Source organism: Agrobacterium sp. CGMCC 11546, from assembly GCF_013365515.1.
GTDB lineage: Bacteria > Pseudomonadota > Alphaproteobacteria > Rhizobiales > Rhizobiaceae > Agrobacterium > Agrobacterium fabrum.
Genome location: NZ_CP047388.1, coordinates 1,171,819 through 1,188,170 on the forward strand (window position 1 = coordinate 1,171,819; position 16,352 = coordinate 1,188,170).

At 60.3% G+C, this 16,352-nt stretch carries 12 protein-coding genes and 1 tRNA gene; 6 read left to right on the plus strand and 7 right to left on the minus strand.

Annotated elements, in window-relative coordinates; all coding sequences use genetic code 11:
• Positions 1–100: 100 nt before the first annotated feature.
• A tRNA-Gly gene (locus GSF67_RS20100) sits at positions 101–175 on the minus strand.
• Positions 176–428: 253 nt separating this feature from the next.
• Between GSF67_RS20100 and GSF67_RS20105 the strand changes: the two genes are divergently transcribed.
• The 6 genes from GSF67_RS20105 (at position 429) to pbpC (ending at position 10,550) form a co-directional block, all read left to right on the plus strand.
• A complete protein-coding gene (locus GSF67_RS20105) occupies positions 429–938 on the plus strand; it encodes a prolyl-tRNA synthetase associated domain-containing protein (RefSeq protein ID WP_006310300.1) in 510 nt (169 codons plus the stop codon).
• Between the two features lie 53 nt (positions 939–991).
• Positions 992–1,960 (plus strand): thioredoxin, encoded by a 969-nt coding sequence (trxA, locus tag GSF67_RS20110; protein ID WP_006310301.1) that lies wholly within the window; start codon positions 992–994, stop codon positions 1,958–1,960.
• A 68-nt stretch (positions 1,961–2,028) separates the two neighbouring features.
• Positions 2,029–2,700, plus strand: coding sequence for an LON peptidase substrate-binding domain-containing protein (locus tag GSF67_RS20115; protein ID WP_006310302.1), 672 nt, complete (start codon positions 2,029–2,031; stop codon positions 2,698–2,700).
• Positions 2,701–2,710: 10 nt separating this feature from the next.
• Positions 2,711–2,899 (plus strand): Trm112 family protein, encoded by a 189-nt coding sequence (locus tag GSF67_RS20120; protein ID WP_006310303.1) that lies wholly within the window; start codon positions 2,711–2,713, stop codon positions 2,897–2,899.
• A gap of 119 nt (positions 2,900–3,018) precedes the next feature.
• Positions 3,019–8,475, plus strand: a complete 5,457-nt coding sequence (locus GSF67_RS20125) for an alpha-2-macroglobulin family protein (protein ID WP_006310304.1) — start codon at positions 3,019–3,021, stop codon at positions 8,473–8,475.
• Positions 8,472–10,550 carry a penicillin-binding protein 1C gene (gene pbpC / locus GSF67_RS20130; RefSeq protein WP_006310306.1) on the plus strand — a complete coding sequence of 693 codons (2,079 nt, stop codon included), beginning with the start codon at positions 8,472–8,474 and terminating at the stop codon, positions 10,548–10,550. The genes GSF67_RS20125 and pbpC overlap by 4 nt, the downstream gene beginning before the upstream one ends.
• Positions 10,551–10,675: 125 nt before the next feature.
• Here pbpC and GSF67_RS20135 read toward each other — a convergent pair whose 3' ends face one another.
• The 6 genes from GSF67_RS20135 to GSF67_RS20160 all read right to left on the minus strand — a co-directional run bounded on the left by GSF67_RS20135 (position 10,676) and on the right by GSF67_RS20160 (position 16,322).
• Positions 10,676–11,647 (minus strand): FecR family protein, encoded by a 972-nt coding sequence (locus GSF67_RS20135; RefSeq protein WP_006310308.1) that lies wholly within the window; start codon positions 11,645–11,647, stop codon positions 10,676–10,678.
• Positions 11,648–11,694: 47 nt separating this feature from the next.
• A complete protein-coding gene (locus tag GSF67_RS20140) occupies positions 11,695–12,237 on the minus strand; it encodes an RNA polymerase sigma factor (protein ID WP_006310310.1) in 543 nt (180 codons plus the stop codon).
• Positions 12,238–12,588: 351 nt separating this feature from the next.
• Positions 12,589–13,392, minus strand: a complete 804-nt coding sequence (locus GSF67_RS20145) for an ABC transporter ATP-binding protein (RefSeq protein WP_006310312.1) — start codon at positions 13,390–13,392, stop codon at positions 12,589–12,591.
• Positions 13,385–14,359, minus strand: coding sequence for an iron ABC transporter permease (locus GSF67_RS20150; RefSeq protein ID WP_006310314.1), 975 nt, complete (start codon positions 14,357–14,359; stop codon positions 13,385–13,387). The genes GSF67_RS20145 and GSF67_RS20150 overlap by 8 nt, the downstream gene beginning before the upstream one ends.
• Positions 14,356–15,405 carry an iron ABC transporter permease gene (locus GSF67_RS20155; protein WP_006310316.1) on the minus strand — a complete coding sequence of 350 codons (1,050 nt, stop codon included), beginning with the start codon at positions 15,403–15,405 and terminating at the stop codon, positions 14,356–14,358. The genes GSF67_RS20150 and GSF67_RS20155 overlap by 4 nt, the downstream gene beginning before the upstream one ends.
• Complete coding sequence (locus tag GSF67_RS20160) at positions 15,402–16,322, minus strand: iron-siderophore ABC transporter substrate-binding protein (protein WP_006310318.1); 921 nt, start codon at positions 16,320–16,322, stop codon at positions 15,402–15,404. The genes GSF67_RS20155 and GSF67_RS20160 overlap by 4 nt, the downstream gene beginning before the upstream one ends.
• Between the last annotated feature and the right edge of the window lie 30 nt (positions 16,323–16,352).

Genomic DNA, 16,352 nt, shown 5'->3' on the forward strand with positions numbered 1-16,352 from the left:
CGGCAGCATGGAATGAGAACGCCGATCGCTAACCGAACCACGACAAAAATCGCGGCGTTTGAATGACAATCGTCTAAATATCGATTTTCCTGGAGAAATTTGGAGCGGGCGAAGGGATTTGAACCCTCGACCCCAACCTTGGCAAGGTTGTGCTCTACCCCTGAGCTACACCCGCTCAAATCCACCGGTCCGGGGTAGTTCGCTGAACCGTGGGCCACCAAGCGGCGACGGGCGCTATATCGCTCAATCGATTTTGGAATGCAACAGGGAAATGACAAAAACGCGAAAATTTCTTTGAAAAATGCGACAAGCGGCGGAAATGATTGAGAATTTTTCACTTCGCCGGTTTTTCCTGCGTTGCCAAGCGCTGGCCGCCCCCTTAATCAGGAAAGAACGACAACGGAATCGGCGGAGGCGGGCGGCAGGATATGACGGAAAATTCCCAGAAGACGGCAACGGAGCTGTTCGAGTTTCTCGACGGTCTTGGCATTTCGCACACCACGAAACAGCACGAGCCGGTGTTCACCGTCGCAGAATCCCAGTCGCTGCGCGATCTCATTCCCGGCGGTCATACAAAGAACCTCTTTGTGAAGGACAAGAAGGACCAGTATTTTGTTCTGACCGTCGAGGAAAATGCCGTCGTGGACCTGAAGAGCGTCCACAAGACCATCGGTGCAGCAAGCCGCGTCTCTTTCGGCAGGCCGGAAAAAATGCTGGAATATCTGGGCGTCGTGCCGGGCTCCGTCACCGTGTTCGGGGCCATTAATGACACGGGCAGACAGGTCACTTTCGTGCTCGACAGCGATCTCCTGGAAAACCAGCTGGTCAATGGCCATCCGCTTTCCAACGACCAGACGACAACGATCGCGTCCAAGGATCTTATTCGCTTTCTCGAGGCAACCGGACATGCACCGCTTGTCTTGAAAGTCAGCGAGTGAGATACGATCTTTGCTTCAACTGAGACATGCGACAGAGATTACGGGAGACCGGCATGAGCGACACGAATAACCCCTACGGCGGTTCTTATGGCGGGCAGATGACCGCAAGCGCGCATCATAATGGCGAGCTGAACGGCGCGGCCTCCGGCCACATCAAGGATACGACGACGGCGGGTTTTTCCAAGGACGTTCTCGAAGAATCGCGCCGCCAGCCGGTTCTGGTGGATTTCTGGGCGCCCTGGTGCGGCCCGTGCAAGCAACTGACGCCGGTGCTCGAAAAGGTCATCAACGAGGCGAATGGCCGCGTGAAGCTCGTGAAGATGAATATTGACGATCATCCGTCCATTCCCGGCCAGCTCGGCATCCAGTCCATTCCCGCCATCGTCGCTTTTGCCGATGGCCGGCCGGTGGATGGCTTTATGGGTGCCGTTCCGGAAAGTCAGATCAGGCAGTTCATCGACAAGATCGCCGGCCCGGATGCCGGTGATCCTAAAGCCGAGATCGAGGCTGCTCTCTCCGAGGCGAAGCAGCTTCTGGCCGATGGCGATTTTAATGGCGCGGCGCAGCTCTTCGGCGCCGTCATGCAGGCCGATCCGGAAAACCCCGCGGCGATTGCCGGTATCGCCGAATGCATGATCGCCGCCGGTCAATATGAGCGGGCCAGCGAATTGCTTTCCTCCCTTCCTGCCGAACTCAATGACGATGCGGGCATTCAGCTCGTCTCGAAAAAGATCGCGCAATATGAAGAAGCCCGTAAAATCGGTGATCCGGTCGCACTCGAGCGAGACCTCGCGCAAAATCCTGATCATCACGAGGCGCGGGTGAAGCTCGCCAAGGTGCTGAATGCGCAGGGGCGGCGTGATGAAGCGGCAGACCATCTGCTTTACGTCATGCGCAAGGACCGGACCTTCGATGATGACGGCGCGCGCCGCCAGCTTCTGGAGTTTTTCGAGTCCTGGGGTTTCAAGGATCCGGCAAGTATTGCCGGCCGCCGGAAGCTTTCGGCGATACTGTTTTCGTAATGCGGGCATATCCCGGCCCTGGCGGCTGAGCCGCCGGCCGGGCAGCAATGAACAGGGGGCTTGATCCCATGCATGTCGGAAATGCGAGATACGTGAAGAACGACGACCTGCCGAAAACCGTGCCGGTCTTTCCATTGCCGGGCGCACTGCTTCTGCCGGAAGGGCATCTTCCGCTGAATATTTTCGAGCCGCGATATCTCGCCATGATCGACACGGCGCTCGCGAGCCACCGTCTCATCGGTATGGTGCAGCCGGCCCTTCATGTCATCGAGGCGGGGATCGAAGGCGGGCCTCTGAGCGCCGTCGGTTGCCTCGGCCGCATCACTTCCTTTTCCGAGACGGGTGATGGCCGTTACGTCATCTCGCTCACCGGTGTCTGCCGCTTCCGCCTGCTGGAGGAGGTCGCCGGCAGCGAGCCCTATCGCAGCTTCCGGCATGCGCCCTTCATCGCCGATCTCACCGGCGAATATGACGAGGAGGCTGTAGATCGCGAAAACCTGCTCAGGGTATTCCGCGCATTTCTGGATGCCAACCAGCTGGAGGCGGATTGGGAAAGCGTCGAAAGGGCGGGCAATCGTGTTCTCGTCAATTCCCTTTCCATGATGTCTCCTTTCGGGCCGGCCGAAAAACAGGCGCTGCTGGAAGCGCCCGACCTGAAGACGCGGGCCGAAACATTGATCGCCATCACCGAGATCGTTCTTGCCCAAGGCTCGGGCGAGGGCGGCACCGTGCTGCAATAGGACCTCCGCCATGGACGACAGGATGAGCAATGTCGATCCGAAGCTGCTGGAGCTTTTGGTCTGCCCTTTGACGAAGGGCCGTCTTTCTTATGACCGGACCCACAACGAACTCATCTCCGAAAGCGCGAGGCTCGCCTACCCGATCCGTGACGGCGTGCCGATCATGCTGATTTCAGAAGCGCGCAAAATAGAAGACTAATCTCCCGTTCTTTCGCTCTCCACAGATTGTCATGTCGCGAATTGACGAAGATGCGTTGACAACCATGCGTGGATTTGACCAGAGTCCCGCCCGACATGTCTGTTGCGGGGAGAATACTGATGTCGTTGCGCGCTCTTGTCCGGGTCTCGTTGGTTGCGGTCTCTACCGCCTTCATTTTTCTTCCAGCCACGGCAGCAGAACCTTCGCGGAAGGTGGTAACCACCCAGAACGGCGATTATTTCGGCTTTGATCTCCGGACGGAGCAGAATGTCTCGCTGGAACAATGCGGCGAGATTTGCGTCGGCGACGCAGCCTGCAAGGCCTTCACCTACAATCCCAAGGTGAAATGGTGCTTCCTCAAATCGGATTTCAATCAGCTGAACGCCTTCCCCGGCGCTGTTGCCGGCAAGATCGTGGACGTGGCGACGGAGGCCGATATCGGCGCGCCGCAGCGCCTCTCCTTCGTCACGGACAGCCTGCAGCAGGAAGCGCGCCGGCTGAAATCCGGCCTTGCGGCAAATGACGGTGAAGGTGAACAGGGCGTGGAAGCCCTCGTGCAGACGGCGCGGCAGCAGGCAGCGGCGGGCAATATTCCCGATGCGGTCACGAGCTATAAACAGGCTCTTGCGATCACGCCTGAAGACGGCGCGCTCTGGGCGGAATTGTCGGAAAAGGCAGTGCAGGTCACCGACAATTATTCGATTGCCGGGCAGGCGGCGTCTGCCGCCATCAATGCCTATCAGCTGAGCCGCACGGTCAGCGCCCGCACCGAGGCCCTGAACCGGCTGGCAAAGGCTTTTGAGAGAACCCAGAATTATCGCGCGGCACTCAATGCCTATAAGGAGAGCCTTGCGCTCACCGATGATGCACAGATAAAAGCGGCCTATGCCGATCTACGTACCCGCCAGGGCTTCCGTGTCATCAACAACACGGTGGATACGGATAGCGTCAGCCCGCGCGCCTGCGTGCAGTTTTCCGAACCGCTGGTGAAGAACGGCGTCGATTATTCCTCCTTCATCACGCTCGATGGTGCCGCCCCCAAGGCCATCGAAGCGAAGGGCAGCGAGATATGTATCGAAGGCCTGACCCATGGCCAGCGTTACAAGATTGCGTTTCGCGCCGGCCTGCCGTCTTCTGTGGAAGAGCCGCTGGAAAAGCAGGTCAATCTCGATATTTACGTGCGCGACCGCGCCGCGACCGTGCGCTTCACGGGCGAGAATTTCGTTCTCCCGGGCACTGCTCGCCGTGGTATCCCGATCGTCTCTGTTAATGCCGACAAGGCCGATCTGAAGCTCTATCGCGTCGGCGACCGCAACATCACCTCGCTTCTTTCCAACTCGCAGTTCCTGACGCAGATGGACGGCTATAATGCCGACCGTATCGAAAACGAGATCGGCGAACTCGTCTGGCAGGGTTCGATCGAGATCAAGCCCGACCTCAACAAGGATGTGGTGACGAGTTTTCCGGTGGATGAGGCCCTGCCGGAGCGCAAACCCGGCATCTATGTGCTGACTGCCGTGCCTCCGGGCGTAGCACCTGAAACATGGGATTCGCGCGCCACGCAATGGTTCCTGGTCTCCGATACCGGCATTACGACCTATGCCGGCACCGACGGGCTCAACGTCTTTGTCCGTGCACTCGGCAGTGCCAAGCCGCTTGCGGATGTGGATCTGCAACTGCTTGCCAAGAATAACGAGGTGCTGGGCACGGCAAAGACCGACGCGGATGGCCGCGCGGTGTTCTCGGCCGGCCTGATGCGCGGCACCGCTGCGCAGGCGCCCGCAATCCTGACCGCACGCAATGGCGACAAGGATTACGTCTTCCTCGACATGACCCGCGCCGGCTTCGATCTTTCAGATCGTGGCGTGACGGGACGTGCGGCACCTGGTGCCATCGACGTGTTCAGCTGGACGGAACGCGGCATCTACCGCGCCGGCGAGACCGTACATGCCGCAGCGCTTGCCCGTGATGTCGATGGCAAGGCAATCGAGGATCTGCCGCTTACCTTTATCTTCTCGCGTCCCGATGGCGTGGAAGACCGGCGCTTCGTCAGCGACGGCAAGGCGCTGGGCGGCCACGCGGTCGATCTGCCGTTGCAGGCAAATGCCATGCGCGGCACCTGGACGCTGCGCATCCATACTGATCCGAAGACGGCTGCCATCAGCGAAAAGAGCTTCCTCGTTGACGATTTCGTGCCTGACCGCACCGAGTTCGACCTTTCGAGCAAGGCAAAACAGATCGATCCGGGCGCGGAAACGGCAATCGACGTCGATGGCCGTTATCTCTATGGCGCCCCGGCCGCCGGCTTGACGCTGGAAGGTGAGATCGCGATCAAACCGACGCGTACGACCACGGATTTCGAAGGTTATTTCTTCGGTCTGGCGGATGAGGAAAGCGAAGAGGAAAACCGCACGACGCTTGCCGATCTGCCGGTGCTGGACGAAGAAGGCAAAGCAAGTTTCAACGTTGATCTGACAGATCTGCCCTCCACCACCCAGCTTCTTTCCGCCAACATCACCGTGCGTATGCAAGAGGCGGGTGGACGTGCCGTCGAGCGCTCGTTGACGTTGCCCATCAAGGCGGAAGCACCTGTCATCGGCATCAAGCCGCAATTCTCCGGCGATCTCGCTCAGAATTCCGTTGGTCGTTTCCACATCATTGGCGTCAACGCCGATGGCGCGAAGCAGGCGATGAACGGTCTCACCTGGAAGCTCATCAAGGTCGAGCGGAATTATCAATGGTATCGTCAGGGCAACTCCTGGCGTTACGAGCCGGTGGAATACACCAAGCAGCAGGAGACCGGCACCCTGTCCGTCGATGCCAATGGCGGCGAGATTTCCGTGCCCGTCACCTGGGGCCGTTACCGGCTGGAAGTGGAAGGTGCCGGCAATGGCGCGCCGGTTTCCAGCGTCGAATTTGATGCCGGTTTCTACGTCGAGGCAAGCTCGACGGAAACGCCGGATGCGCTGGAAATCGCGCTGGACAAACAGAGCTACAAGATTGGCGATACGGCTAAACTCAAGGTGTCCTCGCGTTTTGCCGGTGAGTTGATGGTGACATCAGGTTCCGAGAAGCTGATTTCCGTTCAGAATGCCGAAATCGGCGCGGATAGCGGCGAGATCGATATTCCGATCACCGAGGAATGGGGTGCAGGTGCTTACGTCACGGCGACGCTGTTCCGTCCGGGCGATGCGCAGGAAAGCCGCATGCCGATGCGCGCCATCGGCATCAAATGGCTTGCCGTCGATCCGGCCGAGCGCAAGCTTGCCGTCACCCTCGGCGCGCCACAGAAGACGCTGCCGCGCCAACCGCTTGAAATTCCCATCACCGTTGCGGGCGCTGGCGTGGGCGAAAAAGCCTATGCCATTGTTGCGGCGGTGGATGTCGGCATATTGAACCTCACCCGCTATGAGCCGCCAAAGCCGGATGAATGGTATTTCGGCCAGCGCCGGCTGGGGCTCGAAATCCGCGACCTCTATGGCCGCCTGATCGACGGTTCGCTTGGCGCCACCGGCCGGTTGCGCACCGGCGGCGATGGCGCAGGGGCGGCCCTTCAGGGCAGCCCGCCCACCGAAAAACTGGTGGCCTTCTTTGCCGGTCCGGTGGAACTCGACGGTGACGGCAAGGCGACAATCAGCTTTGATATTCCGCAGTTTAACGGCACGGCTCGCATCATGGCTGTGGCCTGGACGAAGACGGGTGTTGGCCATGCGGTCTCCGATGCCATCATTCGTGATCCCGTCGTGGTCATCGCCAGCGCGCCGAAATTCCTCGCACCCGGCGATGTCTCGCAATTGCGCCTCGATATCGCCAATACCGATGGCGAGGCCGGCGATTACCGGCTGGACGTGACAAGCAACACGGCCTTGACGGTTGATCAGGGCGAGATGTCGCAGACATTGGCGCTTCAAAAAGGCGGCAAGTCGTCGCTGACCGTTCCGCTGACGGGCGAACAGCCCGGCAATGGTGCGATCACCATCAAGGTCTCCAACGCATCGGGTGTCTCTCTGGAGCAGGTGCTGAATGTTCCGGTGCGCCCGGCCGTTCTGCCGGTCACGACGCGGCGCGAAATCAAGATTGCGCCCAATAGTAGCCTGACAATCAATGGCGATCTGTTGGCCGACAGCATGCTGCTCGGCTCTTCCGTCGCGGTCAACGTCACGCGCTCGCCGGCCTTTGATATTCCGGCGCTGGTGATGATGCTGGATAAATACCCCTACGGCTGTGCCGAACAGACCACGAGCCGGGCTTTGCCGCTGCTCTACGTCTCGGAACTGACCAAGGATAGCGGCATGGCCGAAGATCCTGATACCCGCAAGCGGGTGCAGGAGGCGATCTACCGCGTGCTGTCCTTCCAGTCGAGTTCGGGTAGTTTCGGCCTCTGGTCGCCGGGTTACGGCGATCTGTGGCTCGATGCCTATATCACCGACTTCCTGACCCGTGCCCGCGAACAGAGCTACGATGTTCCCGAAGCGGCCATGGTGCAGGCGCTGAACAGCCTGCAGAACGGCTTGTCCTATGACAGCAATGTCAAGGATCGCGGCAACGAGATTGCCTATTCGCTTTATGTGCTGGCGCGCAACCGCAAGGCGGCGATCAACGATCTGCGTTATTATGCGGATACGGCGCTCGCCGATTTCCCGACGCCGCTTGCCAAGGCGCAGGTTGCCGCAGCCCTATCGCTTTATGGTGATCAGGCCCGTTCGAAGGCCGTGTTCGGTGCGTCGCTAGACATGGCAAGCCGTGCCACCAATGTCAGCCTCGCGCGGGCAGATTATGGTTCGGCCCTGCGCGATGGTGCTGCGACGCTGGCGCTGGCAGCCGAGAGCCGGCCGGTTCCGGCCGTCGTGCCGCAGCTTGCCGGTGCCGTGGCGAAGGAATGGGAAAAGAAGCCCTATACCAGTACCCAGGAACAGGCCTGGATGCTGCTCGCCGCCCGCGCCGTGAAAGGCGAGGACAAGGATATCCGCCTCGATGTGAACGGTGACTTGCAGACCGGCGGTTTCGGCAAGCGGATGAGCGGCGACGAGTTGCTGGCCGCACCCTTGAAGATCGCCAATGCATCGGCCGATCCGGTCACAGCTGTCGTCACCACCGTGGCACCGCCGGCGCAGCCGCTTGCCGCCGGTGGCGAAGGCTTCACCATCACCCGCACCTATTATTCCATGGATGGCGAGGAGGTGAACCCGAGCGAGGTCACGCAGAACGAGCGTTATGTGGTGGTGCTGAATGTGGTGCCGCAGAATAACTGGCAGTCGCGCATTCTGGTAACGGATCTGTTGCCCTCCGGTTTCGAAATCGACAATCCGAGTCTCGTCAATTCTGCGGAACTGTCGAATTTCGACTGGTTGCCGGAAACGGAAGCCGCGCATACGGAATTCCGCTACGACCGTTTCGTCGCGGCCTTCGACCGCTCGGCCGGTGACAGTTCGGAGATTGCGCTCGCTTATGTGGTTCGCGCCGTCACCCCGGGCACCTATGACCATCCGGCAGCCTCGGTTGAGGATATGTACCGGCCGCAATTTGCCGCCCGCACGGCAACCGGCCGCATGGAGGTGCGCTCGGCAACCCCATGAGGCGGAAAAAGGCTGTCATCGCCGGCATCATGACGGCCGCGTTGCTTCTCGGCGGCGCGGCCTTCGGTCTTGACGCGCTCGACAAGGCCTATCCGCCGCCGCTGGAGGCTGCGCGAGAGCGATCCTTCGAGGTGCTGGACCGCGATGGCAAGCTGTTACGCGCCTTCGCGACACCGGATGGCCGCTGGCGGCTGAAAACCACGGCTGCGGAGGTCGATCCGCAATTCCTGCGCATGCTGGTTGCTTATGAGGATCAGCGCTTTTACGATCACCACGGCGTCGACCCCTGGGCATTGCTGCGCTCCGCCTGGCAATTGACCAGCAACGGCCGGATCGTCTCCGGCGCCTCGACGTTGTCCATGCAGGTGGCGCGGCTGATCGAGCCGCGCGCCGACCGATCTTTCTCTGCTAAATTCCTACAGGCTGCGCGCGCGCTCCAGATCGAGAGACGGCTGGATAAGGCCGAGATTCTCGATCTTTATCTGAATATCGCCCCCTATGGCGGCAACCTCGAAGGCGTCAGAGCCGCAAGCCTCGCCTGGTTCGGCAAGGAACCGGGCCGGCTTGATACGGCGGAGGCGGCCCTTATGGTAGCGCTACCGCAATTGCCGGAAAAACGGCGCCCGGACCGTTTTCCAGAGGCGGCAAAGCAGGCACGCGAGCGAGTACTGCAACGGCTTGCCGTGGAGCGCGTGGTGGGTGAAGGAGAGGCGGAGCGGGCGGCATTGGCGGCGGTGCCGGTCAACCGGCGAGACTTGCCGTCCTATGCGCCACATATGGCGGTTGCCGCCCGCGCGAAATTTCAAAATACCGGAGAGGCGCGTTCGACACTGAGATTGCCGATCCAGCGGGAACTAGAGGGCGTTGCCCGCCATGCGGCGGAAAAGCTTGGTGACAAGGTTTCCGTCGCCATTGTCATGGCCGATGCGCAGACCGGCGATATCCTCGCGGAGGTCGGCTCGGCAGATTATCTCGATACGGCGCGGCGCGGTTTCGTGGAGATGAGCCGGGCGGTGCGCTCGCCGGGCTCCACCCTCAAGCCGTTCATCTATGGCCTTGCCTTCGAAGATGGTCTTGTCGGGCAGGAAACCATCATCGAGGATCGTCCGGCTGATTTTTCCGGTTACCGGCCACGCAATTTCGACATGCATTATCAGGGTGATGTCAGTATCCGCCAGGCGCTGCAACTGTCCCTCAACGTGCCGGCGGTCAAGCTGCTTGATGCCGTCAGCCCCTCGGCGCTGATGGTGCGGTTCCGGCGGGCGGGCGTAAAACTGGTGCTTCCGGCCAATGAGGCACCTGGGCTTGCCATTGCGCTCGGCGGTGCCGGCATTTCCCTGGTTGATCTGGTGCAGCTTTATGCCGGGCTTGCCGGCAGCGGGGATCCCATGCGGCTGGGTGATGGTGTCCGCACTGTCCCCGAACGACTGGAGGGTGATCGGCTGTTTTCCGATGCCGCAATCTGGAACGTCACCGACATACTCTCCGGTGTCCTTCCGCCGCTCGGCATGAAACAGCGCGGCATCGCCTACAAAACCGGCACCAGCTATGGTTATCGCGACGCCTGGTCGGTGGGCTATGACGGGCGGCATGTTATCGGCATCTGGGTCGGCCGCGCCGATAATGGCGCGGTGCCGGGCATTGCCGGTTATGCGACGGCTGCTCCCATCCTGTTCGAGGCTTTCGCAAAATCCGGCGTGGCCGTGACGTCGATGCCTGGCCCACCCTCCGGTGTCGCGCGCGTTGCCGTAACCGACCTCCCCGCCAACCAGCGGCGCTTTACCACGAGTGCAAACGGCCTGCTTTCGGCCTCAAGACGGGAAAGCGCCCCACGCATCGTCTACCCGCCGGAGGGCGCGCGGGTCGAGCTTTCCAGCCAGTCCGGCATTTCACCGCTGGTGCTGAAGCTGCAGGGCGGGCGCGCGCCGTTCCGCTGGCTCGCCAACGGCTTGCCTTTGCCGGATGCCTCTCATCGCCGCAATAGCGAATGGCGACCGGAGGGGCAGGGGTTTTCGACGCTCACGGTGATTGACGCCGATGGCCGTGCCTCGAGTGTGCGGATTTTTGTCGAGTAAGGTCTGCCACCGAAACGCCAATGCTTGGCTGACGGATACGCTGGAAAACAGGAACCAGTTCGGCATACCACCTGCTTGGAAGAAAACGACGAGGCCCGGCTAGCCTATCTCCCGTTCTGCCGAAGTCAGGACGTGACGACGATGATGGGACCAATCTTGTATGTCTGGATGTTGAGGGCCGTGCGCAGGAAATTCAACGCGCTTTCTGTATCGGTCACGAAAAGTGTGCCGCTGACGACCCGCCGTGCGGTCGCTTCGTTTCCTATGACAATGCGCCCGTGAAAATGCCGCTGTATTTCCTCGATCACGTAGGAGAGGGGCATGTTGTCCACGGTAAGCTGGCCCCGGCGCCAGGCCAGCGCCGTGTTGGCATCCGTTTTCCGGATCGTGCTTTTCCCTGTCTCGTTCAAGTGAAGCACTTCTTCGCCTTCCCCGACTTTCACCGGAAGGGCTCCCTGCGCCTTGAAATCGACGCGCACGGAATGTTCCGTCACGGCAATGCGGGTGTCCGTGGCGCTCTGGCGCACATCGAAGGCCGTGCCGAGAGCTGTGACCAGGGTGTCGTCCGCGCTGACGGAGAAAGGTCGCTTCGCATCCGGGCTTACCTGAAAGAATGCCTGCCCTCGCAGGAGCCGGACGGTCCGTCGCTCGCTGGTGAAATCGAGCGCGATTGCAGATGACGCGTTCAATTGAACCCGGGAGCCATCCTCCAGTGTCACTTCAGGCATCTCATCGGTGCCGGACATGATATCCGCACTCATGCGCATCGGGCCATCCAGAGCAATAAACAGTGTTCCGGCGGCGGCGATCGCGACGACCGAGGAGATGATCGCGTTGCGGCCGCGCGATGAGGATGAAACCGGTGCCTCACGAAGCCCGGCATCAGACCTTATCGCAGTTCTCGCTTCACCGAGAATGCGCTTCGCCGCCGTGTAGGCCCGACAGTTCTCCGGATCCAGTTCCATCCAGCGACGAAACTCCGCCAACTCCGTTTCGGGCTGGTCCGGGTCGCGGTTGCGAAACACCCAGTCGGCTGCCTCTCTGTTTCGTTTGCGCTGATCACGCGTCAGACGTCTACGTTGCACGGAACGCTCCAATTATGCTCTTCCATGTGTAGACGAATGAGCTGTGTTGATTAGGATGTTTACTCCATTTCAAAAAGCCGGTCGAGGCAATGGCTGAGCGCGCGCCGGAGGTGCCGGTCGACCATATTGCGTGAAATTTTAAGCTTGGAGGCGATCTGGTCCGGCGAAAGATGATGAAGCCTGTGCAGCACGAAGGCCGTGCGCCGTTTTTCGGGCAGGTCGGCGATTGCCTGTTTTAGCACCGTCAGCCGCGCCTCGACAGCCAATCCCTGATCGGGTGCGTTATCCGCCGCAAACACTCCCCTGGCATCTTCATCCGAACCGGAAAAAAGTCTGGATTCGAACTGCTCCCGTCTTATCCGGTCGATCCGCATATTCGAAGCGGCGCGGCACAGGAACGCCTTTATGGATCGCTTGCCGGACAGTGCATCGGGCTGCAAGGCGAGTTTGACGTAGAGATCGTGAACGATTTCCCGCGCCGCCCCGTCTGAGCGGCTGCGTCCCCCCACGGCCTTGATGATGTCGCCGTAGTGCTCGACGATCGCCCTGTTCAACAGGTCGGTTCCGTCATTTTCATTGAGGCTGGCCGTCGACGTCCGCATTGCTTTCCTGAACCTCCGCAATCTGCAAGGTGTGACAACTGAAGGCGGACACAGAGCACAAACCGGGTGCTCTCCTTAAGGTTTGTCCGAAGCAGGTCATCAGCCGGCATCGAAGTTCTGACCTTCATCGCCGGTGGGCCAATTTCTAGTCACGGGTAAAAAGCGATGCAAGTGCAATGATTTAAGGTCGGAGCCGTAAAAAATCCCCTTGACGTTTAAAAGAGGACAATTTTTATCATGTTTATGTCTGGATTCATTGCATCTTTTGGCCTGCGGGCGAATGCGCGCAAAGGCGGGAGATAAAACTATCTTTTACGAAAAACCCAGGGAATGTTGCGTGGCGGCCACAGGTCACTTGCCTTGGGTCTGTGATGGAATGGGCACGCACATCGGTGTTCCCGAAATCGGATCCGGCATGATGACGGCGTTGACGCCAAAGACATCAAGGACATTTTTCGCCGTGATGACGGCACCTGGGGCGCCAGCGTCGAATATCCTGCCGTCCCTGACAAGAACGATTTCGTCGGCGTAACGGGCCGCCTGGTTGAGATCGTGGAGGACCGCGACGATGGTGCGGCCCTGATCATGCACAAGCTGCCTGATGAGATCGAGTATTTCAATCTGGTGGGCGAGATCGAGGAAAGTCGTCGGTTCATCCAGAAGAAGGATGTCCGTTTCCTGGGCCAGCGTCATCGCGATCCAGGCGCGCTGCCGCTGGCCGCCGGAGAGAGCCTCTACCGGACGGTCCGAAAGCGATGTCATATCGGTCAGGTCGAGAGCATGGGTGCACGCATCTTCGTCACGGCTGGACCAGCGCTCGAACAGTCTGCGATGGGGATAACGCCCTTGCCGGACCAGTTCGGTGACCGACAATCCCTCTGGAGCCTGCGGCCCCTGCGTGAGGACGCCGATGTGTTTTGCTCGTTCCCGCGATGGAATTTTCCGCGTCGATGTGCCGTCCAGAAATATCTCGCCTTTCATGGGGCTGAGAAGTCCGGCGAGTGCACGCAATATCGTGGATTTGCCGCATCCGTTTTTCCCGACGAGAACCGTGAAATGCCCGGACGGAATTTTCAGATTCAGGTCTTCGACAATGACGGCGCCGTTATATCCAAGGGACAGATTGCGTGTCGCGAGGCGATAATCTTCATGCATGCCGGCGGCCCTTCAGAAGATAGGCAAAAAACGGAGCCCCCAGCAGGGCTGTGACGATACCGGCCGGCAGCTGCGCCGGTGCGATGACCGTGCGGCCGATAATATCGGCGACCAACAGCAAAAGGCTGCCTGTCAGAGCGGCAACCGGAATGAGGGCCCGATGGGCAGGGCCAACGATTCGCCGCGCAACATGCGGGGCGATGAGGCCAACAAACCCCACCAGTCCCACCATCGCGACGGTGGCGCCCGATATCAGCGTACAGAGCAATATCAGGAATGCACGCACGAGATTGAACTTCTGTCCAAGTCCGGTCGCCACATCGTCGCCGAAACGGATGAGGTCCAGCTGCCGGCAGGAGAACCAGGTGAGAGCCAGCGGAACGGAAAGCCAGAGCAGAAGGCTTTTGACCTTGGTCCAGTCAGCGCCGTAGACGCTGCCCGAAAGCCAGATCATTGCCCGCTGCACATCCATGACATTGCCAAATGCGGTCAGAAAGCTGGTTCCCGCGCCGGCCATGGCGCTGAGGCCTATACCGACGAGGATGATCCGAAGAGAGGACGTGCCACGTTTCCAGGCGAGCGCGTAGACGGCTGCCGCCATCGTGACGGCCCCCGCAAAACCCGCCCAGGGCAGGATGGTTGGCGAAACATCTGCAAAAAGAATGATAACCACGCTTGCGACGAGCGCCGCCCCTGCATTGATACCCAGAACGCCGGGCTCTGCCAGCGGATTGCGCATGACGGTCTGCGAGATTGTGCCCGCAACGGCAAGGCCTGTGCCGGCGAGCAGAGCCAGCATTGCTCGTGAAAGCCGGAATTCGATAACGATCATGTGCAGATCGGCCGGCGCACTGCCGACGAGTGCATTGGCGACATCACGCCAGGCAATCGACTGGTCACCCCAGATCATGGCGGCAATGACGGCCAGAAGGTTGAGAATGATCAGAACAGTTATTGCGCGTGTCACGGCCTGCCTGCCCCCGCGCGATAACGCGCCAGCCAAAGGAAAAATGGCGCTCCGATCAGGGCCATCGTCACGCCGACGGGGAAACTCTGGTTGGCGAGGATGATCCGTCCGGCGAGATCGGCGATAACAACCAAGATCGCACCGATGACGGCGCTGAAGGGAATGACCCACCGGTAATCCACGCTGATGGCGAGGCGAACGATATGCGGCACGACGAGGCCGACGAAGCCGACAGGCCCGACAAGTGCAACGGCGCTGCCGGAGAGGAGAATGACGATCACGACCGACAGGCTGCGCCAGAGGGGGAGGTTCTGACCAAGTGCCGTGGCGACATCGGTGCCAAGGCTGAGTGTCGTCAGATGACGGGCGAGCAGCAGTGATCCGAGCAAGCCTGCAAGCCAATATGGCACGACGGCGAAGACGTGCTCCATCGTCCGGCCGCTTAAGGAACCGACGGTCCACAAGCGCACGGCATCGAGTGTCGTCTGGTCGAAGATCAGAATTGCCGTGGTCAGGGATGTGAGGAATGTCGCGACCACGGCTCCGGCCAGCACCATGATCAGCGGGGTCGCGCCCACACGGCCGATAGAACCGATGAAGAAAACGCAGAACGCAGCGAAAGCCGCGCCGCCAAAGGCATACCAGACCAGCGCGTCGCCCGAAACGCCCATGATCGACAGGCTGGCGACGACTGCAAAAGCCGCGCCGGCATTGATGCCGAGGAGCCCCGGCGAAGCCAGAGGGTTTTTTGTCACGGCTTGCATGATTGCGCCTGAAACGGCCAGGCCCGCACCCGCGATCATGGCCGCCGCGACGCGAGGCAAGCGTAGCAACGTCACGACGAGATGGTCACGCGAGCCGTCAAAGTGGAAGATTGCAGAGAGCACGGTCGACGGTAAAAGGGGCGCCGGGCCAGCCATTATTGCCAGCATTGCGGAAACCAGCAGGCCAGCGATGGCGAGCAGAAGCAGGACCGAGCAGAAAAATTCCGCCGGGCGAGGATGTATCGGTCTTTCCGCCTTCGATAGTCCGCGAAACGATGTCACGGCTTGTCCAGCAGATATTGCTCGATGTCATCGAGAACTTTGTTGGCGGAGCCGATGCCGTTGAAGCTCATCCATGTTTCGCGCTTTACCCGGTGGGCGTTCCCGGATGCGACTGCCGGCAACATTTGCCAGAAGGGGTTGCTGGTCGTGCGGTCGGCAAGCGCATCGTCCATGGTCGTATCGTATCTGCCGGCAACGACGTAAAGCAGGATGTCCCCGTCGAGGAGGGCGAGGTCCTCCCATTCGGGCCGTTTGAAGACCGTGTTGTCGTCAGTCGTTTCGTAGGTGCTGCGTTTTACGCCGGCGTCACGAAGAACCGCATAGGGCGCATAGGCGGCCGGACCGTCGAGATAGACATGAAAACCGCTGGGTGTCACCCGCAATACCGATACCGTATGGGAAGCAGTCTTCTCTCTGATGGCGGAAACACGTTTTTCGTAACCGGCCAGCATCTGCGCGGCCTCATCACTTTTTCCCGAAAGGAGCGCCAATGTGCGGAAATGGTCTTTCCAGTTCTTTGCATCAATGAGCGCGGTTGGCGCGATCTTGGCGAAGTTCTGGTAGGACTGGCCGTGCAGGGCTGCGTCCCCGACAATCAGGTCCGGCTTAAGAGCCACGATGCGCTCGAGACTGGGCTGCCGGGCCTCGCCAATATCGGAGACCGTCGCCTTGTCGGCTTTTTCCTTCAGTTCATGGTCCTGAACGGACATAAGCGGTGCGCCGACCAAAGGCAGGCCGAGTTCAAGCGCCATTCCCAGATTATAGAAGGGATCGAGCACGACGATCCTGCGGGGCGTGTCCGGCACGCAGACCGGTGCGCCATATACGCCTGTCGTGAGGGAACGGCCCGAACATTGCGCCGAGGCGCCGGAGGCAAAAAGTCCCATCAGCAAGATGAGAAACGACCGCAGGATCATTCATTACTCCAGAAATGGAAGCCTGCGCGG

Bases quoted from the DNA above. Each gene is read 5' to 3' on its own strand.
- GSF67_RS20105 (WP_006310300.1), top strand. From the start codon at position 429: ATGACGGAAAATTCCCAGAAGACGGCAACGGAGCTGTTCGAGTTTCTC.
- trxA (WP_006310301.1), top strand. From the start codon at position 992: ATGAGCGACACGAATAACCCCTACGGCGGTTCTTATGGCGGGCAGATG.
- GSF67_RS20115 (WP_006310302.1), top strand. From the start codon at position 2,029: ATGCATGTCGGAAATGCGAGATACGTGAAGAACGACGACCTGCCGAAA.
- GSF67_RS20120 (WP_006310303.1), top strand. From the start codon at position 2,711: ATGGACGACAGGATGAGCAATGTCGATCCGAAGCTGCTGGAGCTTTTG.
- GSF67_RS20125 (WP_006310304.1), top strand. From the start codon at position 3,019: ATGTCGTTGCGCGCTCTTGTCCGGGTCTCGTTGGTTGCGGTCTCTACC.
- pbpC (WP_006310306.1), top strand. From the start codon at position 8,472: ATGAGGCGGAAAAAGGCTGTCATCGCCGGCATCATGACGGCCGCGTTG.
- GSF67_RS20140 (WP_006310310.1), bottom strand. From the start codon at position 12,237: ATGCGGACGTCGACGGCCAGCCTCAATGAAAATGACGGAACCGACCTG.
- GSF67_RS20145 (WP_006310312.1), bottom strand. From the start codon at position 13,392: ATGCATGAAGATTATCGCCTCGCGACACGCAATCTGTCCCTTGGATAT.
- GSF67_RS20160 (WP_006310318.1), bottom strand. From the start codon at position 16,322: ATGATCCTGCGGTCGTTTCTCATCTTGCTGATGGGACTTTTTGCCTCC.